Below are 18,505 nucleotides of genomic sequence, written 5' to 3'. Positions count from 1 at the left end.
GCCCATCCATGCCACGCCCGCTCAAACCCAAGGATTTCACCGGCGACGCGCCCAGCGTCGCGCGCTCCCTGATCGGCGCCACCCTGCTGGTCGACGGCGTCGGCGGCCTGATCGTCGAGGTCGAGGCCTACGACGAAAGCGACCCGGCCTCGCACTGCCACCCCGGGCGCACGCCGCGCAACCGCGCCATGTTCGGTCCCCCCGGACACGCCTACGTCTACTTCAACTACGGCTTGCACTGGTGCCTGAACTTCGTCTGCGGTCCCGAAGGGCACGGCAGCGGCGTGCTGATCCGTGCCCTGCAACCGACGCGCGGGCTGGGCATCATGCGCGAGCGGCGCGGGCTCGACGACGAGCGCCTGCTGTGCGCCGGGCCGGGCCGCGTCGGCCAGGCACTGGGCATCACCCGGGACCTGTACGGCCTGCCGCTGGACCAGCCGCCGTTTCGCGTGCTGGCGCCGGACCCGCGCCATCCGATGGACGTGGTGTGCGGGCCGCGCGTGGGCATCCGGCGCGCCACCGAACTGCCGTGGCGCTTCGGCTGTGCCGGCTCGCGCTACCTGAGCCGCAAGTTCTGATCGACGCCGCCGGCATGCACGCCCGACCACGGCCGGATGGGGTCCCTCATGCCGCGATGCGCCGCGCGGCCGCGCGCTCCTCGGCCGCCTGCGCGAGCAGGGTCCAGGTGCCGATCACGCTGTCCGGGTTGAGCGAGATCGAGGCGATGCCCTCGTCCGCCAGCCAGCGCGCGAAGTCGGGGTGGTCGCTCGGTCCCTGGCCGCAGATGCCGACGTACTTGCCGGCCGCCAGGCAGGCGGCGATGGCGCGTTGCAGCAAGGCCTTGACGGCCGGATCGCGCTCATCGAAGTCGTGCGCCAGCAGTTCCATGCCGCTGTCGCGGTCCAGCCCCAGGGTGAGCTGGGTCAGGTCGTTGGAGCCGATGGAGAAACCGTCGAAATGCTGCAGGAACTCCTCGGCCAGGATGGCGTTGCTCGGCAGCTCGCACATCATCACCACCTTGAGGCCGTTGTCGCCGCGTCCCAGGCCCTGTTCGGCCAGCAGGGCCACCACGCGCTCGGCCTGCGCCAGCGTGCGCACGAAGGGCACCATGACCTGCACGTTGGTCAGCCCCATCTCGTCGCGCACGCGCTTGATCGCCTCGCACTCCATGGCGAAGGCTTCGCGGAACTCGTCGCTGACGTAACGCGCCGCGCCGCGAAAGCCGAGCATCGGGTTTTCCTCCTCCGGCTCGTAGCGGCTGCCGCCGATCAGCTTGCGGTACTCGTTGCTCTTGAAGTCCGACAGCCGCACGATCACCGGCTTGGGCCAGAAGGCGGCCGCGATCGTCGCCACGCCTTCGGCCACCTTGTCGACGTAGAAGGCGCGCGGACTGGCGTGGCCGCGCGCCACGCTCTCCACCGCCTTCTTCAGGTCGGCGTCGACCTGCGGGTAGTCGAGGATGGCCTTGGGATGCACACCGATGTTGTTGTTGATGATGAACTCCAGACGCGCCAGCCCCACGCCCTCGTTGGGCAGTTGCGCGAAGTCGAAGGCAAGCTGCGGGTTGCCCACGTTCATCATGATCTTCGTGCCGATCTGCGGCATCTCGCCGCGCTGCACCTCGGTCACCTCGGTTTCCAGCAGGCCGTCGTAGATGCGGCCGGTATCGCCCTCGGCGCAGCTCACCGTCACCAGGGTGCCGTCCTTGAGCGCCTCGGTGGCGTCGCCGCACCCGACCACCGCCGGGATGCCGAGCTCGCGCGCGATGATGGCTGCATGACAGGTGCGCCCGCCGCGGTTGGTGACGATGGCGCTGGCCTTCTTCATCACCGGCTCCCAGTTCGGGTCCGTCATGTCGGTCACCAGCACGTCGCCAGGCTGGACCTGGGCCATCTGGCCGAGGTCATGCACCAGCCGCACGCGTCCGGTGCCGACCTTCTGCCCGATCGCGCGGCCCTCGGCCAGCACCGCGCCGCTGCTCTTGAGCCTGTAGCGCTGCTCGGTCTTGCCGAAAGCCTGGCTCTTCACCGTCTCGGGCCGCGCCTGCAGGATGTAGAGCTGGCCGTCCTGGCCGTCCCGCCCCCATTCGATGTCCATCGGACGGCCGTAGTGCTGCTCGATCACCAGCGCATAGCGGGCGAGCTGCTCGACCTCGGCCTCGCTGAGCGAGTAGCGGTTGCGCAGCTCGGCCGGCACGTCCACCGTCTTGACCAGCTGGCCGCTGGCGGCCTTTTCCTCGGGCGTGGCAAACACCATCTGCACCAGCTTGCTGCCCAGGTTGCGCCGGATCAGCGCGCGCTTGCCGGCCTGCAGCATCGGCTTGTGCACGTAGAACTCGTCCGGGTTCACGGCGCCTTGCACCACCGTCTCGCCCAGTCCGTAGCTGCTGGTGATGAACACCACCTGGTCGAAGCCGCTTTCGGTGTCGATGGTGAACATCACCCCCGAGGCACCCAGGTCGGAGCGCACCATGCGCTGCACGCCGGCCGACAGCGCCACCACGTCGTGCGCGAAGCCCTTGTGCACGCGGTAGCTGATGGCGCGGTCGTTGTAGAGGCTGGCGAACACCTCCTTCATCTTGTGCAGCACGGCCTCGATGCCGACCACGTTCAGGAAGGTTTCCTGCTGGCCGGCAAACGAGGCGTCCGGCAGGTCCTCGGCCGTGGCCGAGGAGCGCACGGCGAAGCTGGCCGCGGCGTTGTCGCCCGACAGCGCCGCGAAGGCCTCGCGCACGGCCTGCTCCAGCTCGGCCGGGAAGGGCTGCGCCTCGACCCAGCCGCGGATCTCGGCGCCGGCCTCGGCCAGGGCCCGCACATCGTCCGCGTCCAGCGCCGCCAGGCGCGCGCTGATGCGCTCGGCCAGCCCCTGGTGCGCGAGGAACTGGCGGAAGGCATGCGCCGTGGTGGCGAAGCCCGTGGGCACGCGCACGCCCTCGGGCAGCTGCGAAATCATCTCGCCGAGGCTGGCGTTCTTGCCGCCGACCGCCTCGACATCGGTCATCCTCAGGTTCTCAAACGGTACGACCAGTGCGGTCGCCTCGAAACGTGCAGACATGGGAAGGCTCCGGAGTTTGAAAAGCGGCGTGCGGCGCGCGGGGCCCTGGGCCGGCCAGCGCGCGCGGGGCGGCAGAGCGAGGCGGCGGCCAGCTGCGCCGGCGGCCTCCATTCGGTCTGCGGCGTGCAAATTCGCATAATGCCCGCCATTGTAGGGAAGCGGGTGCCCAAGGGGGGCCCCGCCGCAGGAACACGCACGCCATGAGCCACCGCACCGTTTTCTACGTCTCAGACGGCACCGGCATCACCGCCGAGACCTTCGGCACCGCCATCCTGGCGCAGTTCGAGATCAAGCCGCGCCTGGTGCGCCTGCCGTTCACCGACACGCCCGACAAGGCGCACCAGGTGGTGCGCCAGATCAACCACACGTTCGAACTCGAAGGCCAGCGCCCCGTGGTATTCAGCACCCTGGTCGATCCCGAGGTGTTGCAGGTGCTGCGTGCGGGTTGCAAGGGCCTGCTGCTGGACATGTTCGGCACCTTCGTGCAGCCGCTGGAGACCGAACTCGGCCTCAAGAGCATGCACCGCGTCGGGCGCTTCTCGGACATCAGCCGCGACCAGGCCTACCACGACCGCATCGAGGCCATCAACTTCAGTCTGGCGCACGACGACGGCCAGAGCAACCGCGACCTGGAGGGTGCAGATGTCATCCTGGTGGGAGTCAGCCGCAGCGGCAAGACGCCCACCAGCCTGTACCTGGCGATGCAATTCGGCCTGAAGGCGGCCAACTATCCGCTGATCCCGGAGGACTTCGAGCGCCGCCAGCTGCCCCCGGCGCTGATCCCCTACCGCAAGAAGATCTTCGGCCTCACCATCGCGCCCGAGCGGCTCGCCGAAATCCGCGCCGAGCGGCGTCCCAACTCGCGCTACGCCGCGCTGGACAACTGCCGCATGGAAGTATCCGAGGCCGAGGCCATGATGCGCCGCGCCGGCATCCGCTGGCTGTCGACCACCACCAAGTCGATCGAGGAGATCGCCACCACCATCCTGCAGGCGGTGCGCCCGGAGCGCTGATCCGGCCGGAACGCCCGGTGCGGCGCCACGCCGCGCGTCACAACCGGCGCGGAATCACAGGCCCAGCGCCGCGATGCCGGCACGGGCGATCTGGGCGTCCTCGGAGGACTTCACCCCGCTCACGCCGACGGCCCCGATGCACTGGCCGTCCTTGATGATCGGAACCCCGCCCTCCATCAGCGCGTCCAGTCCGGGCACCGAGAGGAAGGCCGTGCGCCCGCCGTTGATCACATCCTCGAAACCCTTGCTCTCGCGCCGCCCCATGGCCGAACTGTGCGCCTTGGCGGGCGCGATGCGCGCCGTCATCGGCGCTGCGCCATCGAGGCGGTGCAGGTGCAGCAGGTGCCCGCCGGCATCGACCACGGCGATCGAGACCGCCCACTGGTTGCGCCGAGCCTCGGCCTCGGCCGCCTCAGCGATGGCCTTGACATCGGCCGCTTCGAGTACAAACTGGGTCTTCATCCGTGCCTTTCCGCTCAGGCAGGCCAGCCCATCCGGCCCGTGCCCACGGCGCAAGGATAGCGCACGCATGGCAAGGTGCCCCCTCCGGCCGCCAAGCGGCGCGGACCGCGCAAGGGAATTTTCTGTTGCAACAGGACTCTACATACAATTGGCGACAAAGGCGGGCGAAGCACGCCAGTCCGGACCGTGATCACGCAAGGAGAATCACCCCCATGAATCAACGCATGACCCCATTCGGCTACGCGGCAGGCGGCGCCCTGGCGCAGGCCGAGCGCAACAAGGTGCTGCGCAACACCTACTGGCTGCTCGCCCTGAGCCTGCTGCCCACCGTGCTGGGCGCCTGGCTGGGGGTGGCCACGGGCATCACCACCACGCTGACGCCAGGCGTCGGCCTGATGGTGTTCCTGGTGGGCGCCTTCGGCCTGATGTTCGTGATCGAGAAGACCAAGAACTCGGCCATGGGCGTGGTGGCCCTGCTTGCCTTCACCTTCTTCATGGGCCTGATGCTGTCGCGCCTGATCGCCATCGTGCTGGGCTTCAAGAACGGCAGCGAACTGGTGATGACCGCCATGGGCGGCACCGCCGGCGTGTTCTTCGTGATGGCCAGCCTGGCCAGCGTCATCAAGCGCGACCTCTCGGGCCTGGGCAAATGGCTGTTCGTGGGTGCCCTGGTGGTGTTCGTCGGCGCCATCGTCAACGTCTTCGTCGGTTCCAGCGCGGGCATGATGGTCATCAGCACGCTGCTCGTTGGGGTGTTCAGCCTCTACATGCTGTACGACCTCAAGCGCATCATCGACGGCGGCGAGACCAACTACATCAGCGCCACGCTGGCGCTCTACCTGGACCTGTTCAACGTGTTCCAGGGCCTGCTGGTGCTGCTGGGCATGGGCGGCAGCAACGACTGAGACGCGCCGGCAGGCGTCTCATGCGACGCCGGCCGAAACCAGCCCCCGGTCGGGGGCTTTTTTGTCCCGACCGGCAGGGCGCCGGCAGCGCGACCGGGCACCTCGCCACAAGCAGCGCAGCGCGCTCGACGTGCCGCTTGGCCGTTATAATTCAGGGTTTGCTACGGTGGCTGTAGCTCAGTTGGTAGAGTCCCGGATTGTGATTCCGGTTGTCGTGGGTTCGAGTCCCATCAGCCACCCCACACCCAATGATGAAAGCCCGCTAGCATTTGCATAGCGTTCTTCTTCTTTTCCGGGGTGCTGTAGGCACATCGTAGGCACTTTCGCCAAATTCAGGCCGAGCGTGAACTGTGCGCCGGGGCGGTGATGCCGCCACCAGCGCGGATGGGTCAGGATTTGCGCAGGGCCGTGGCGCCGATGGCCTCGGGGTGGTCCTTGAGTAGCGCGAGCGCTGCATTCATTGCCTCATCGGCGGTCGTGTAGTCGCCAGGCTGGCGCTCGGCGAAGCTCTGGCTGATGCCGGGCTCCAGGTCGGGGCAATTACAATGAGAGCGTCCTTGCCATCGCTTCGGGCGTTGGGATGCAGGGTCGAGATAATTTTCTCGGCATTCATCGTGGCGGGATATTTCCTCACCGACACAGCCGCCAATTCAGCGCGGCCTGTGCGAACCTCCTCCACGTACAAGCGCGGGCCAAGATGCGGCTGGCTGATGAATACGACGCGGCTCAGGCGCGCGGCGAGGTCGCAACCAAGGCAGATTCACTCAGGCGTGGCCCCGATGTTCCGGAAAGAAACAACGGGAAACCGACTGCAGCCGACATAGGCCTGAAGCCACTTTCACGCGTCACTGATTCACATGCGCCGCGATTCAATTTGTTCGTCCATCGCGCTACCATTCGTGCTGCCATGAAAGCCGAGCACTAGCACCCATTCCAGTTGAGCACCTGCCGCCCCATGGGATGGTCCCGTGCGGGTGTGGTGCTGTGACTGGAGCTTTCATGTATGTCCGCACTCCGCGCGCCTATTGCTGGCGTGATGATCCGCTTCCTGTTCAGCCAGCGCTTGAACCTTCCAGACAGGAACGCGTGGCCGCAACCGTCGCCCCGACACGCTGGGCGTTGCATCCCTGGCCCAGCAAGGCCGGCCCGCTTGTGGCTGTTCGCCTGGTGCTGGGGACGGTGCAGGTCGGCGTGCGCACCGGCAGCCGGCTGCAATGGATCACAGCCGACAACGTGCTGACGCCTCGCCAGGCGCAACTGTGGGCCAGCAGCGGGTTTTGACTGATGACGCCAGGGTTCAGGCCTGACCTTTGGCCTGTCTGCCGGCACCGGGGCGGGCATCAGGTCCAGGGTCTACCTGCGCCGCAGCCACGCCTGCAACATCCCCAGCGCCTGATTCGCGTAGGCGTCGTGTTCGGCGCACAGCTTCCAGAACGTTCGCCAATGCATCCCCTTGGGCTTGGTACCCCGCCCGTTGGCAATGCCAGGCTCCCAGCCCAGGCGACGGCGGATCCGACCTGCTCGGCGCAATGCGCGGTCTTCCTCCGTCTCACGCTCGCTCCGATAGGCCAAATTCCAGCAGTGGCGGCAGGCCATCGTGCGGCCCACGTAGAGCAGCGCCGCGCGCCGATGACAGCAGGGGCAGCGCCACCAAGTCTGGACGCCACCGAAGTGCATGGGTGTGTGGTCCAGCATGGCGGTGCAATCCACATCCTCCCAGGGGCCGCCACGCTCACTGTTGCAATAGACGAACCGCACTCGGTCCGCAGTCACAGCCACGGCGATGGCTGCCTCCGCCTTGCCGCGCCACGTCCAACTCAGCTCGAAAACCGAGCCCGGCTTGAGCAGCCCATCACGTCGCAGGTTCCGCACGTCCACGCTGCGCATGTTGTCGGTGCAGCGCTTCCCGTACTTGCGTCCGCTGCCCATCATCATCCCCCTGCCGGGAGGGGCTTCCCCAAATCACTTGGCAAGTTCGCCGGGATGATGGCCCGGATCAGCGGGACGCCTAGTTGTAGGTTCCCGTCACCAGGCCCTCCCAATACGGAGCTTCCGAGCCCTCGGTCTCCTTGCACTCCGCTGCCCGCTTCGCGTAGAAGGGCACGGAAGACAGCCGCGCGCGCAACCGTTCGCCAGCCTGCCTCACCTTTTCCTGGCGGGCTGCCAGCCAAGCCACGTCGCGTTCGGATGGATTGTCCAACCATGCGAGCCAATTGCTCTCGCGATAGTTGCTGCCCGGTATCGGCGCGTCGGAAGAATCGTCTGTCGGGGTCATATTCAATCAGCCTCGAAGAAGGAAACACATTCTCCAATGCCTGCACGCTGACGGCAATCATGGCGATGGCCGGCGCAGTTCAGATTCCTCACGTCGGCTGACTTCCTGACGTGCTCGCAGGATTTCCCTTCGCAGCGGACAGTCGTGTGCCGGCGGTTCCTTCGCTGCCGTGGCGCGCAGCTTGGCCAATTCCCCGGCCTCTTTCGCCTGTCGGTGCCGTTCGCGTTCGAGTTGTGCTTGCGCAGCGACTTCGGCCTGGCTCGGTCGAGTGTCATCCGGGCGCTCGGCCTGCAGCCCCAGCACGGTGTAGCCCGTCAGCTCGGTGATGCGTTCTTCCAGCCGCTGCCGGGAGCGCGCCAACACGGTGACGGTGCGGCCGAGTTCCTCCAACTCAGCGCAGTACGTGCTGACCTTGAGGTTCCCGTCTGCGAATTGGTTGCGCGCTTTGGCTTCTCCCAGCAGAAAACCTGCTTCCATGCCGGTGTTGAACAGGTCAGGGCGCAGGGTGATGGCGGCCTCGATGTCGATGATGACGAAGCCGGTGGATGCCAGTTGCTGATGGACGTACTTCAGGGCAGTGGTCATGGGTTTTCTCCTTCAAGAATAGAGGCGGGCCTCAGAAATCCAGCGACTCCGGCGCGCCTGCGTGCCAGCTTTCATCCGTGGCGCGCTCGGCTTTCGCTGGCGCCACGGCGTCGCGCCGGCGCTTGACGTGATAGGGGGTCAGCACGGCGTGCGCCAGCAGGTCCAGGGCTGGGCGTGGCTCGCCACCGTCCTTGGGCTGCCAGACCTTTGGCGTCATCTCGCCGGACAACGCCACGCTGTCGCCGTCGCCCAGTGCCAGCAATGCCGTCTGCGCTGTCGTGCTGAAAACGATGACGTTGACAAAGAAGCTGTCACCGTTGCCGGCCGGTGCCCGGACCTTGGCGGTGGTGAAAGGTTTGCCGGATGAACCCGTGCGCTGCTGGGGTGCGCCGTGCAGGCGACCTTGGATCAATGCGTCAATCATGCTTGCTGTCCTCGTCGTGCTGGCTGTCGTGGGCCGCCAGCAAATACCCGTCAGAATTGGCCCGGTGGTTCCCGGTGGTTCCCGGTGGTTCCCGGTGGTTCCAGAAGTCATGGGAACCACCACAGCGGGGAATGGGGCAACCAAGCCCATTCCCGCTGGTTCCCGCTGGTTTTTCCTTAGGGGAACCAGCGGAACGGGAACCAGCGGCGCGGGGTGTCATTCAGTGGCCTCTTTCTCGCTTTCTGGTTCGTTTTCGGCCTCCGGCTCGGGAACCAGCGGAATTGGCTTTTTCCAGCTCTCGGGAACGGCGGTTTTTTCCGTTGGCAGGGGCTCACCACGGCGCAATGCGTCGCGCTCATCGGTGGTCAGGTTCACCAGGAAATTCGAGCGGGCTGGATTGGCGCGCTCCTTCGCGGGAACGTGGATTTCCACCAGCCACGACTCTGACAGCAGAGCCTCGATGCAGCCCGCCACTTCGGCGGTCTTGCCGCGCACCTTGCCACGCAGGCCGCGGCGGCTTAGCGGGTGTCCCTCCTGCCAGGCCATCTGGACGGCGTCACGAACAGCCATCCGCAGCTCCGATTCCTCGCGCTGGCGGGCCTCCTGCCGCGCCTTGTCGGCCAGTTCCCGGCGTGTGCCTTCCGGCGGCCGTGCAATCGCCCAGCGCAGCGCCAGTTCCTCCGGCTCGCCCCAGGCGTCCAGGGCCTGCACAGTCTCGATGTAGCTGTGCACCTGCAGCTCGGGCCAGCGGGCTTCAAAGCGTGTTTTGCCGCGCACCAGCCAGCGGGTGGCGTCGTGGTCGGTGCCTTCCTTGACCAGGAACAGGACCTGATGGGCGTCGCCCTCGATTGCGCTCGCGCCCCTCGCGCTCAAGGCATCGCTGCGGTTCATGGCTGCCTTGGCCACGTGCGCCACCAACCACACAGGCAGGCCGGCAAATTGCTGCTTCAATGCCGCAATGGCGGCGGACAGCTCGGCGTTGTCGTTTTCGGACTCGACGGCCAGCACGGCAGCCTGAGTGTCCAGGACCACCAGCGGCGGCAGCTCCACACCTTGCGCGGTGCGCGTGAAGCGCCGACGATACAGCGCGCCCACCTGGGCCACTTCCTGGGGCGGCAGGCGGCGCGCCTCCACCAGGTGCAGGCGCTCGGCCACCAGCTCGCGCGCCACGCCCAGCCAGCTCGTCAGGCCAGCAATGATGCGCTGCGCCTGGGGCACATCCTCGGTCACGTAGACCACATGGCGCCAGTGCTTCGGAGCCAGCGGATAGCCCGGCTCATGGATGCCTGCGGCGGCCAGGGCCAGCGGCAGCAGGGCAGTTGTCTTGCCGAATCCATGCCCACCAGCAACCACGGCCAGGCCTTCGGCAATGAAGCCCGGCAGCAGCCAGCGCGGTGGGACAGGCTCGGCGGTCGGCTCCACGAATTGCGCCAGCGGGTGCGATTCCAGCGGGCTTGGCGGTTCGCTGGCTTGTTCCAGCAACTGGGCCAGCGCGTCGCCATCTTCGGTCTGGGCGTAGTCGTTCGCGTCGAAGTTGTCCGGCCGGCCATCGGGCAGCTTGGCGACAAGGCAATCATGCTCGCGTGCGATTTCGTCGGCGTCGGCCTCCTTGCCGGTGTCGGGTATCAGCACAAGGCTGGCCGATGCGTCACGCTGGCGCAGGTCAGCGGCCACACGGGCGACGTTGCCCCAGCCGAAGCAGCACACTGCAGCGCAGCCAGTCGCTTGCCAGCAGGCCCATGCGGCCCCGATGCCCTCGGCCAAGTAGACTGGCTGTCCCAGTTCGGGCGTGCCCACGGTGAACCGGGCGCCGGCCATACTGGCGCCGGGCAGGTTCAGCTTCTTGCCAACCCCGGGTGGCGGAATGAACTGCAAGCTCTGCAGCTCACCATCGGCGCCATGCGCTGGCACCACCAACCAACCCGCCACAGACTGCCCGGCAATGCGCAGGCTGTCGCCATGGGGCGTTTGCCTCAGCCCGGCCAGTGGTTCACCAGACAGGCGCTTTGCATGGGCGTAGGGGTGCTGGTCGGAAACGGGTTCACAGCGCGCCCAAACTTCAGCAGCGCCTTGCCCAGCGGCCGACCGGCGAATCGCCGCCACGGGCCGGGAAGGGGCCTTGCTGGGGCTTTTCTGCTGGGGCTTGTCGGCGGCGTGGTGTCCGTGTTCGGCAGCCATGCGAAACAAGGTGCCAGCGCCGATGCCCTTGCCGGGTTTGAAACTGCGCCAGGTGTCGCGTGCGTCCCGGGCGTTGTAGTTGCCAGCCTGGGCGCTCCAGTCGTTGAAGGCGTCGAAGTCAAGGCCGGCGGCTTGTGCAGCCATGCCAGCCTGCACCCATTCATCGCGCGGCAGGTCGGCAGGAATTGCAGCCAGCGCGGCGCGGGCGCGCTCGATGTCCGGGGTCATCATGCGGCACCCTTACGGGCCTGCCACTGATACACCTTGCGCCGGTCGACGGCAGTGAACGAGTAGACGCCTGGGCGGCACACGCGGCCGTCACGGTCGATGAACCTGATCCGCTGGCAAGGCACCTCCAGGCCGCGGGCGCGCAGCTCGGCCACCAGGTCGGGGCCATTGGCAGCACCCGAGCGGCTATCGAGTTCCTGCCGGCTGATGGGGCGCCGCAGGAGGGCGGCGATGGCGCGCAGGTGGCGCGGGTTGTCGGTGCCTTGAAACCGGTCGCCCGTGCTATTAAAATGATGGCGCTTGGTGGTTGTTTGTTTGACGCCTCGGGGTTGCAGCTCCGGGGCGTTTTTGTTTGCCGGGGCCATGTCACACCCCGAGCGCCGCGCGGATGCCTGCCACCGGCCAGGCCAGGCGGCCATTGATGCGGATAGGGGCCAAGCCCTCCGGGTATGTCTCCGCAGATGCCCAGCCGCGCAGGGTCTGGGGGCGTCGATTCAGGTAGTAGGCTGCCGCATTCGTGTCAACGGTCGGGCGAGTGATGCTCGCCAGCGGCGGCTGCTGCACGCCAGCGGCGCGGGATTCGGATGCTGCGATTTCCATAGTGCCATGTCGATTGGTGAAGGACATGGCAGCGGACTATTCCGGCCCCGGATTCATCCGGCAAAAGCCCATGAAAAGCCCATGAAAAGCCCAGACTCGCCCCGGATTCGGGGCGCCAGTTCAGACCTCCATCCGGTGCTTGCGCACGGCCCCGGGCCAGGGGCTGTTCAGTGGGCGCACGGATGCTTGCTGTCGCAGCTTGCCGCGCTGCTGCGCCCACTCGCGCGCCTTTTCCACGCGCCAGAATCCGCGCGTTCCAGCACGGGCAGCCTTGCCCAGCCCGTTGCGGCTGGCCTCGTTCAAGTCGGCTTCAATCGTGGGCCATTCGTGTTCCAGGCGCGCCACCAGTGCAGCGCGCTTGGCAGTGCCTGCGCTCGCCTCGGCTTGCGCCGCCTGGGCGTCCTCGTCCCCATCTGGCTCCATGTCCTCGGGCCGCAGGTCGCCGATGAGCAGGCGAACAATGTCGGCGGCGTTGGGCTTGACTTCGCGCCTTGGGTCTTGCGGCTGCCTCAGATGGCCGGCCCGCTTCAGTGCTTCGCCGTCGTCTGCCGGTAAGCGGCTGCGTAGCTCGTTGCCTGTGGCGTCTTCAAACTCCAGCAGCTCGACGCAAGTGAATGGGAACGGCAGCAGCGGAAGAGGGAGCATGTCGCCTGGTGCCGGCGGTCTCCCTACAAGCAGGCGGTCGGGGTCGCGCGGGTGATCCTTGGCTGTTGCACTGTCAAATCCGGCGATGTCTTCTTGCTCTTGCGGTGTGAGCGAGTGCCAATCAGAACGGGGGCTATCCAGCCAAATGCCGTCTGGCTCGAATTTGTAGGGGTCACCGTCGTCACCCACTGACAACAATGCATCCAGCAGCTCTCGGCGCGTGAATGTCTTTTCTGTGCTCATGGCTTGCACCCTCCCCGGTGCGCTCCCGTCTGTAGTGCCCCAGCAGGCCAGCGGGAGAACTGGCTTTTCGGCAGGATTGCGGCCCTGCCTAGCTGGGGCGATTCGGTCAGCCGTGCACCAGGCGCACCACGGCGCGATAGCCCACGGCCTGGGCGTAGCGTTGCACGCTGCGCAGCGATGGCGTGCCCCTGCCGCTTTCCAGCCGGGCCACCGTGCTCTGTCCGGTGCCCATGCGCGCGGCCACCTCGGCTTGCGTCAGGCCGGCTCTGGTGCGGGCAGCAATCAGCTCGCGTGCCATGGCGGATTCATCGGCCAGGGCGTCGTATTCGGCGCGGGTGTCGGGGTGCTCCAGCAGTTCGGTCTTCAGGTCTTTCAGCGTCTTCATGCGGCGTCCTTCAAGCGTTGCAGGGCGGTGTCTATCGCCTTGCGTGGTGTCGCCTGGGTCTTCTTGACGAACACATGCAGCACCAGCAGGCAGCGGCCCTGGACGGCGGCGTACACGGCGCGGGCGATGCCGTCCCTGCCTTTCATGCGCATCTCCCACAGCTTGCTTTCCAGCGGGCGCACATGGGGCAGGCCCACACGCTGCGGCCCGAATTCCTCCAGCAGCTCCGCAATGCGCAGGAATCGCGCTTGCATGTCGGCAGGCAGGGCCAGCAATTCGGATTCGGCCAGCGGGTGCAGTGCTACCGTCCAAGCATCCATATTATGCCTTTTTTAAGATATTGACGCAATAACGGCGCGCAGCTTGCCGGGCTCCTTGCTGGCGTCGAACTGCACGCCAGCCTGCTCCAGAATCCAGCGCTCCAGCTTCTCATGGTGCACGCGCAGCAGGTCCAGCGGCCGCACGCGGTAGTGTTTTTCGGCGGTGGCGCTGGGCTTGTGGCCCATGATTTGCGCCACCACGCCCGCGGGTACTTCTTGCCACTCGGCCAGCGTGCCGAAGCTGCGGCGCAGGCCGTGCAGTGTCAGACCCTCGATTCCAGCGATGCGGCAGGCCTTCGTGTGCTGCACGTTGGGCCGGTGCAGCGGCGCACCAGTCGCACCAGCGAACACGAACAGGCTGCGGCGCGGCAGGCCCGCCAGCAGGTAGTGCACGTAGGGCGTCAGGGGCACCAGGCGGAAGCCATCGCGCCCGCCTTTGGATTCGTCCTTGTCGCGCAGGGCCACGCTGCGCCAGCGGCTATCCACATCCTCCCAGCACAGGGCTTGCAGCTCGCCGGGCCGGGCGCCAGTCAGCAGCAGCGCCTGCAGGTAGGCCGCGTGCGCCGGGTTGTTCATGTCGCGCACAGCGGCGAACCAGGCCGGCAGTTGCTCCTTCAGCAGCGCATCGCGCTTGGCCTGGGGCTTGCCCAGCACTTCGCGCGCGCGGCGGTTGCGGGCCGGGTTCTTGTCTGGCACCAGGTCGGCAAGGTCGCGCTGCTCGGTGCACCAGGCCAGGAAGGCGTGCAGCAGGTGCAGCGCCAGGCGCGCGCGGGTCGGGCGGCTCTGCGCTTCCTCGGCAGCCCATGCCTGCACAGCCTCAGGCTCCATATCAACCAGACGCACGGCGGCGAACTGATGCAACGGGCCGGGCGTCGTGACGCCCTTGCCGCGCTTCTTGGGTTCGCCACCGGCGCGCATCATGTCTAGGTGGTCCTGATAGTGACGCTCGCCCCAGTGCGGGCGGCGCTCGGTCAAGTAGCGGCCCCAGATTTCGCCCACGGTTACGGCCTGCGCTTCGGCAGCCTTGCGCTCGGCTTCGGCCTGAGCTTCGGTGGCTTCGCGCTCGGCGTCCTGCTGGCGGGCCAGTTCGCGCGGGTCGTGGCCTGCGTCGATCAGCATTTTTAGGCGCATGGCCTCGATGCGGGCGGCGCCCAGCGGCCAGGCCGCAGGGTCGCCAATCGTCAGGCGCATCGTTTTGCCGCGTAGGCGTGCCTCCAGGACAAAGGATTTCCGACCTTGAGCACTGACGCGCAGCGCCAGGCCGGGCGTTTGTGTGTCCCAAAGGAAGGCTTGTCCCCGTCCTGCGGGACACGAGAACGCGGCAATTTTGGGGACTGTCAGGCGGGTTTTGCTCGGTGGCGTTTTCATATCTGTAGGCAATCTGTAGGCAATCTGTAGGCATTTTGACGCCATATTGCGGTATTTCAATCAACGCATGTCCGGGCTACAAACCAGATAAGACATTGATTTTCATGGATTTTACCTACACCAATCAACGCACGTAAACACCAACAACCCCGGATTGTGATTCCGGTTGTCGTGGGTTCGAGTCCCATCAGCCACCCCAGGATTTGAAGGAACCCGCCGGCGCGCGCCGTGCGGGTTTTTTTCATGGGCCTTGCGCCGACCCCGGCAGTGGGCTCAGCGTGGCGCGGCCAAGCCCACGGCCTCCAGCAGCCAGCCCGGCAGCGGGGCCGATTTCTGCGCCGGGAAGTCGACCCAGACGATGGTCGCACCGCCGCTGGCGCACAGGATGCCGGGCTGGTCGGCACGTTCCATGGTGGCCCAGGTGTCGAACGAACTGCGTCCGGGGTTGCTGACAAAGGTCCTGATCAGCACCGTGCCGGGATACTCGAACTGGCGGATGAAGTTGCAGAAGGCGTTGACGATCACGATGCCCTCGCCTTTCGGGTCGGGTTGCAGGCCGAGCGAGGTGAACCAGTCGATGCGCGCGGTCTCCATGTAGCGGAAATACACGGCATTGTTGATGTGCCCCATCGCATCCATGTCGCCCCAGCGGATGGGGATGGTCATCTCGTAGACCAGCTTCTTCTGTTCGGGGAGGTCGATCTTCATGCGAATGCCTTGGAAAGGATGGACGTGCGCGACGGCCGGAAATGCCGGGACCGGAACTGCGCAGAATACCCGAGGTGATGGGCGGCGCCGGCAACCCTGTCGCCCAGGCGTACCCGGGCGCCCCGCCGGTGCATAGAATCGGCCCAGCGGCCGGCGCGCATGACGGCCCGCCGAGCCGGCCGATTCGGCATTTCGTCAAATCCCCTTCCAGGACCTGCCCATGACCCCCGAGCAAATCCTTCAGCAGTACGGCCCGCGCGAAGCCATGGACTACGACGTGGTGATCGTCGGTGCCGGCCCGGGCGGCCTGTCGGCCGCCATCCGCATCAAGCAGCGCGCCGCCGAGAAGGGTCAGGACGTCTCGGTCGTGGTGTTGGAAAAGGGCTCGGAGCCAGGCGCCCACATCCTGTCGGGCGCGGTGATCGATCCCAGGGCCCTGAGCGAGCTGATCCCCGACTGGAAGGAGAAGGGCGCGCCGCTGCACCAGCCCGTCACCGACGATGCCTACGTGTTCCTGAGCGAGAAGGGCGGCGTGCGCGTGCCGGGGCTGTTCCTGCCGCCGTTCGCGCAGAACCACGGCAACTACATCGCCAGCCTGGGGCGGGTGGTGCGCTGGCTGGCCGAGCAGGCCGAGGCCCTGGGCGTGGAGATCTTCCCCGGCTTTGCCGCCGCCGAGATCCTTTACAACGAGGACGGCAGCGTCAAGGGCGTGGCCACCGGCAACGTCGGCATCGGCAAGGACGGCGAGCCGACCGAGAACTTCCAGCTCGGCATGGAGCTGCACGCCAAGTACACGATCTTCGCCGAGGGCTCGCGCGGCCACCTGGGCAAGCAGCTGATCGCGCGCTACAAGCTCGACGAGCTGAGTGACCCGCAGAGCTACGCCATCGGCATCAAGGAGGTGTGGGAAGTCGACCCCAGCCGCCACACCCCCGGCATGGTGATGCACACCGCCGGCTGGCCGATGGACGAACACACCTACGGCGGCGCCTTCATGTACCACGCCGAGGACCACAAGATCTACTGCGGCTTCGTCGTCGGACTCAACTACAAGAACCCCTACCTCAGCCCGTTCGAGGAATTCCAGCGCTGGAAGACGCATCCGCGCATCCGCTGGTACTTCACCGACAAGGCCGGCAAGGTCAACGCCAAGCGCCTGTCCTACGGCGCGCGCGCCATCACCGCGGGCGGCATCCTGGCACTGCCGAAGACCGTGTTCCCGGGCGGCGCGCTGGTCGGCTGCGACGCCGGCTACCTGAACGTCGGGCGCATCAAGGGCAGCCACGCCGCCATCAAGACCGGCTCGCTGGCGGGTGACGCCGCCTTCGACGCGATCCAGGCCGGGCGCCAGCACGATGAACTCACGGCCTACCCGGAGGCCTTCAACCAGAGCTGGCTGGCGGCCGAGCTGAACAAGGACCGCAACTTCAAGAACTGGTTCAAGCACGGCCTGACGGTGGGGACGGTGATGAACGGCTTCGAGCAGTACGCGCTGCGCGGCCACATGCCCTGGACCCTGCACCGCAAGCTGCCGGACCACGTGCAGCTCAGGCCGGCCGCCGAGTGCCAGCCGATCGACTACCCCAAGCCGGACGGCGAGCTGACCTTCGACCGCCTTTCCAGCGTCTTCATCAGCAACACCAACCACGAGGAAAACCAGCCCTCGCACCTGACGCTGAAGGACGCCAGCGTGCCGGTCAACGTCAACCTGGCCAAGTTCGCCGGTCCGGAGGGCCGCTACTGCCCCGCCGGCGTGTACGAGTTCGTGCCCGACGAGGCCAAGGGCGGCGGTGCCATGCGGCTGCAGATCAACGCGCAGAACTGCGTGCACTGCAAGACCTGCGACATCAAGGACCCGACGCAGAACATCGTCTGGGTCACGCCCGAGGGTGGCGGCGGCCCGAACTACGCGGAGATGTGAGCGATGACGCCGGCGCGCCCCCGCTGCGAGCACGGTCCGGCACTGCCGCTTTTCACGCGACACGCCGGGCGTCGTACACTTCGGGCCCGGTGCCGCCTGCGGTGGCCCGTTCCCTACCGGCTCAATACACAGATTCAGGAGATGAACGAATGAAGAAGTTGCCATGGATGACCCTGGGTGCACTGGCGCTGGCCATGGCAGCCATCGCCCCGGCCAGCGCGCAGGAAAAATCGGTCGCGGTGACGGCCATCGTCGAGCACCCGGCGCTCGACGCCGTGCGCGACGGCGTGAAGGCCGCGCTCAAGGAGGCCGGCTACGAAGAGGGCAAGAACCTCAAGTGGCAGTACCAGAGCGCACAGGGCAACACCGGCACGGCGGCGCAGATCGCGCGCAAGTTCGTCGGTGACAACCCGGATGCCATCGTCGCCATCGCCACGCCGTCGGCCCAGGCCGTGGTGGCAGCCACCAAGACGGTGCCGGTGGTGTTCTCTGCCGTCACCGACCCGGTCGCTGCCAAGCTGGTGCCGAACTGGGACGCCTCGCACACGAACGTGACCGGCGTGTCCGACCTGCTGGCGCTGGACAAGCAGATCGACCTGATCAAGCAGGTGGTGCCGGGCGCCAAGCGCGTGGGCATGGTGTACAACCCGGGCGAGGCGAACTCGGTGGTGGTGGTGAACCAGCTCAAGGAACTGCTGCCCAAGCAGGGCATGAACCTGGTCGAGGCCTCGGCACCGCGCTCGGTCGACGTCGGCAGCGCCGCGCGCAGCCTGATCGGCAAGGTCGACGTGGTCTACACCAACACCGACAACAACGTGGTGTCGGCCTACGAGTCGCTGGTCAAGGTCGGCCAGGAAGCCAAGCTGCCGCTGGTCGCGTCGGACACCGACAGCGTCAAGCGCGGCGCCATCGCGGCGCTGGGCATCAACTACCGCGACCTGGGCGAGCAGACCGGCCGCATGGTGGCGCGCATCCTCAAGGGCGAGAAGCCCGGCGACATCAAGCCCGAGACCAGCACCAAGCTGGAGCTGTTCGTCAACCCCGGGGCGGCCGAGAAGCAGGGCGTGAAACTGTCCGAGGACCTGGTCAAGTCGGCCACCGAAGTGGTCAAGTGACGGCAGGCGGCTGGGGTAAGCCGCTATTCCACGCACGCAGGAGCCATGACATCATGGCTCCTGCTTTTTCTTTCGC

Annotated in this window: 20 protein-coding genes and 1 tRNA gene; 7 read left to right on the top strand and 14 right to left on the bottom strand. The window is 66.8% G+C overall.

Translation table 11 applies throughout. The annotated features are described in order from the left end of the window. The first annotated feature begins 8 nt into the window (after positions 1–8). On the top strand, positions 9–578 hold the full coding sequence (locus PKA16_RS02330; RefSeq protein ID WP_324399997.1) for a DNA-3-methyladenine glycosylase: 570 nt from the start codon (positions 9–11) through the stop codon (positions 576–578). A 46-nt stretch (positions 579–624) separates the two neighbouring features. On the opposite strand, the gene ppsA is transcribed toward PKA16_RS02330, so the two are convergent. After that, positions 625–3,054 (bottom strand): phosphoenolpyruvate synthase, encoded by a 2,430-nt coding sequence (gene ppsA / locus PKA16_RS02325; RefSeq protein WP_324399995.1) that lies wholly within the window; start codon positions 3,052–3,054, stop codon positions 625–627. 200 nt (positions 3,055–3,254) lie between these two features. On the opposite strand from ppsA, the gene PKA16_RS02320 reads away from it, so the two are divergent. After that, positions 3,255–4,067, top strand: coding sequence for a pyruvate, water dikinase regulatory protein (locus PKA16_RS02320; RefSeq protein WP_324399993.1), 813 nt, complete (start codon positions 3,255–3,257; stop codon positions 4,065–4,067). A gap of 54 nt (positions 4,068–4,121) precedes the next feature. Here PKA16_RS02320 and PKA16_RS02315 read toward each other — a convergent pair whose 3' ends face one another. Further along, positions 4,122–4,529, bottom strand: coding sequence for a heme-binding protein (locus PKA16_RS02315; protein ID WP_324399991.1), 408 nt, complete (start codon positions 4,527–4,529; stop codon positions 4,122–4,124). Positions 4,530–4,741: 212 nt separating this feature from the next. On the opposite strand from PKA16_RS02315, the gene PKA16_RS02310 reads away from it, so the two are divergent. From PKA16_RS02310 to PKA16_RS02300, 3 genes are all read left to right on the top strand, one after another. After that, complete coding sequence (locus tag PKA16_RS02310) at positions 4,742–5,434, top strand: Bax inhibitor-1 family protein (RefSeq protein WP_324399989.1); 693 nt, start codon at positions 4,742–4,744, stop codon at positions 5,432–5,434. 166 nt (positions 5,435–5,600) lie between these two features. Further along, positions 5,601–5,676 (top strand) — tRNA-His (locus PKA16_RS02305). A 757-nt stretch (positions 5,677–6,433) separates the two neighbouring features. Then, positions 6,434–6,715 (top strand): hypothetical protein, encoded by a 282-nt coding sequence (locus PKA16_RS02300; RefSeq protein WP_324399987.1) that lies wholly within the window; start codon positions 6,434–6,436, stop codon positions 6,713–6,715. A 72-nt stretch (positions 6,716–6,787) separates the two neighbouring features. Here the strand turns inward: PKA16_RS02300 and PKA16_RS02295 are convergent, their stop codons facing one another. The 12 genes from PKA16_RS02295 to PKA16_RS02240 form a co-directional block, all read right to left on the bottom strand. Then, positions 6,788–7,369, bottom strand: coding sequence for a hypothetical protein (locus PKA16_RS02295; protein ID WP_324399985.1), 582 nt, complete (start codon positions 7,367–7,369; stop codon positions 6,788–6,790). 73 nt (positions 7,370–7,442) lie between these two features. Continuing rightward, positions 7,443–7,709 (bottom strand): hypothetical protein, encoded by a 267-nt coding sequence (locus PKA16_RS02290; RefSeq protein ID WP_324399983.1) that lies wholly within the window; start codon positions 7,707–7,709, stop codon positions 7,443–7,445. 57 nt (positions 7,710–7,766) lie between these two features. After that, entirely contained in the window at positions 7,767–8,294 is a 528-nt protein-coding gene (locus PKA16_RS02285) for a hypothetical protein (protein ID WP_324399981.1), read from the bottom strand. 31 nt (positions 8,295–8,325) lie between these two features. Beyond that, positions 8,326–8,829 (bottom strand): single-stranded DNA-binding protein, encoded by a 504-nt coding sequence (locus PKA16_RS02280; protein WP_324399979.1) that lies wholly within the window; start codon positions 8,827–8,829, stop codon positions 8,326–8,328. Positions 8,830–8,934: 105 nt separating this feature from the next. Then, positions 8,935–11,127: an AAA family ATPase gene (locus tag PKA16_RS02275; RefSeq protein ID WP_324399977.1), complete on the bottom strand. Its 2,193-nt coding sequence runs from the start codon at positions 11,125–11,127 to the stop codon at positions 8,935–8,937. Further along, positions 11,124–11,489 (bottom strand): hypothetical protein, encoded by a 366-nt coding sequence (locus PKA16_RS02270; RefSeq protein ID WP_324399975.1) that lies wholly within the window; start codon positions 11,487–11,489, stop codon positions 11,124–11,126. The genes PKA16_RS02275 and PKA16_RS02270 overlap by 4 nt, the downstream gene beginning before the upstream one ends. Position 11,490: 1 nt before the next feature. Beyond that, the gene (locus PKA16_RS02265; protein WP_324400063.1) at positions 11,491–11,724 is read right to left on the bottom strand and encodes a hypothetical protein; all 234 of its coding nucleotides are present in this window, start codon (positions 11,722–11,724) and stop codon (positions 11,491–11,493) included. A gap of 120 nt (positions 11,725–11,844) precedes the next feature. Then, positions 11,845–12,612: a hypothetical protein gene (locus PKA16_RS02260; RefSeq protein WP_324399973.1), complete on the bottom strand. Its 768-nt coding sequence runs from the start codon at positions 12,610–12,612 to the stop codon at positions 11,845–11,847. A 106-nt stretch (positions 12,613–12,718) separates the two neighbouring features. Further along, complete coding sequence (locus PKA16_RS02255) at positions 12,719–12,997, bottom strand: helix-turn-helix transcriptional regulator (RefSeq protein WP_324399971.1); 279 nt, start codon at positions 12,995–12,997, stop codon at positions 12,719–12,721. After that, the gene (locus tag PKA16_RS02250) at positions 12,994–13,272 is read right to left on the bottom strand and encodes a type II toxin-antitoxin system RelE/ParE family toxin (protein WP_324399969.1); all 279 of its coding nucleotides are present in this window, start codon (positions 13,270–13,272) and stop codon (positions 12,994–12,996) included. Before PKA16_RS02250 ends, PKA16_RS02255 begins: the two co-directional genes overlap by 4 nt. A 57-nt stretch (positions 13,273–13,329) precedes the next feature. Beyond that, positions 13,330–14,745: an integrase family protein gene (locus tag PKA16_RS02245; protein WP_324399967.1), complete on the bottom strand. Its 1,416-nt coding sequence runs from the start codon at positions 14,743–14,745 to the stop codon at positions 13,330–13,332. A gap of 213 nt (positions 14,746–14,958) precedes the next feature. Then, positions 14,959–15,393: an acyl-CoA thioesterase gene (locus PKA16_RS02240; protein WP_324399965.1), complete on the bottom strand. Its 435-nt coding sequence runs from the start codon at positions 15,391–15,393 to the stop codon at positions 14,959–14,961. A 220-nt stretch (positions 15,394–15,613) separates the two neighbouring features. Between PKA16_RS02240 and PKA16_RS02235 the strand changes: the two genes are divergently transcribed. Both PKA16_RS02235 and PKA16_RS02230 read left to right on the top strand, forming a co-directional pair. Further along, positions 15,614–17,314 carry an electron transfer flavoprotein-ubiquinone oxidoreductase gene (locus PKA16_RS02235; protein ID WP_324399963.1) on the top strand — a complete coding sequence of 567 codons (1,701 nt, stop codon included), beginning with the start codon at positions 15,614–15,616 and terminating at the stop codon, positions 17,312–17,314. A 149-nt stretch (positions 17,315–17,463) separates the two neighbouring features. Further along, the gene (locus PKA16_RS02230; RefSeq protein WP_324399961.1) at positions 17,464–18,429 is read left to right on the top strand and encodes an ABC transporter substrate-binding protein; all 966 of its coding nucleotides are present in this window, start codon (positions 17,464–17,466) and stop codon (positions 18,427–18,429) included. The last annotated feature ends 76 nt before the right edge of the window (positions 18,430–18,505 follow it).

It is taken from the genome of Ottowia sp. (genome assembly GCF_035325765.1).
Classification (GTDB): Bacteria; Pseudomonadota; Gammaproteobacteria; order Burkholderiales; family Burkholderiaceae_C; genus Ottowia.
This window is presented reverse-complemented; position numbering and strand designations above follow the sequence as displayed.

Excerpts from the sequence above, each read along its gene's own strand:
- PKA16_RS02330 (WP_324399997.1), top strand. The coding sequence starts at position 9 with ATGCCACGCCCGCTCAAACCCAAGGATTTCACCGGCGACGCGCCCAGC.
- ppsA (WP_324399995.1), bottom strand. The coding sequence starts at position 3,054 with ATGTCTGCACGTTTCGAGGCGACCGCACTGGTCGTACCGTTTGAGAAC.
- PKA16_RS02320 (WP_324399993.1), top strand. The coding sequence starts at position 3,255 with ATGAGCCACCGCACCGTTTTCTACGTCTCAGACGGCACCGGCATCACC.
- PKA16_RS02315 (WP_324399991.1), bottom strand. The coding sequence starts at position 4,529 with ATGAAGACCCAGTTTGTACTCGAAGCGGCCGATGTCAAGGCCATCGCT.
- PKA16_RS02310 (WP_324399989.1), top strand. The coding sequence starts at position 4,742 with ATGAATCAACGCATGACCCCATTCGGCTACGCGGCAGGCGGCGCCCTG.
- PKA16_RS02300 (WP_324399987.1), top strand. The coding sequence starts at position 6,434 with ATGTATGTCCGCACTCCGCGCGCCTATTGCTGGCGTGATGATCCGCTT.
- PKA16_RS02295 (WP_324399985.1), bottom strand. The coding sequence starts at position 7,369 with ATGATGATGGGCAGCGGACGCAAGTACGGGAAGCGCTGCACCGACAAC.
- PKA16_RS02290 (WP_324399983.1), bottom strand. The coding sequence starts at position 7,709 with ATGACCCCGACAGACGATTCTTCCGACGCGCCGATACCGGGCAGCAAC.
- PKA16_RS02285 (WP_324399981.1), bottom strand. The coding sequence starts at position 8,294 with ATGACCACTGCCCTGAAGTACGTCCATCAGCAACTGGCATCCACCGGC.
- PKA16_RS02280 (WP_324399979.1), bottom strand. The coding sequence starts at position 8,829 with ATGACTTCTGGAACCACCGGGAACCACCGGGAACCACCGGGAACCACC.
- PKA16_RS02275 (WP_324399977.1), bottom strand. The coding sequence starts at position 11,127 with ATGATGACCCCGGACATCGAGCGCGCCCGCGCCGCGCTGGCTGCAATT.
- PKA16_RS02270 (WP_324399975.1), bottom strand. The coding sequence starts at position 11,489 with ATGGCCCCGGCAAACAAAAACGCCCCGGAGCTGCAACCCCGAGGCGTC.
- PKA16_RS02265 (WP_324400063.1), bottom strand. The coding sequence starts at position 11,724 with ATGGAAATCGCAGCATCCGAATCCCGCGCCGCTGGCGTGCAGCAGCCG.
- PKA16_RS02260 (WP_324399973.1), bottom strand. The coding sequence starts at position 12,612 with ATGAGCACAGAAAAGACATTCACGCGCCGAGAGCTGCTGGATGCATTG.
- PKA16_RS02255 (WP_324399971.1), bottom strand. The coding sequence starts at position 12,997 with ATGAAGACGCTGAAAGACCTGAAGACCGAACTGCTGGAGCACCCCGAC.
- PKA16_RS02240 (WP_324399965.1), bottom strand. The coding sequence starts at position 15,393 with ATGAAGATCGACCTCCCCGAACAGAAGAAGCTGGTCTACGAGATGACC.
- PKA16_RS02235 (WP_324399963.1), top strand. The coding sequence starts at position 15,614 with ATGACCCCCGAGCAAATCCTTCAGCAGTACGGCCCGCGCGAAGCCATG.
- PKA16_RS02230 (WP_324399961.1), top strand. The coding sequence starts at position 17,464 with ATGAAGAAGTTGCCATGGATGACCCTGGGTGCACTGGCGCTGGCCATG.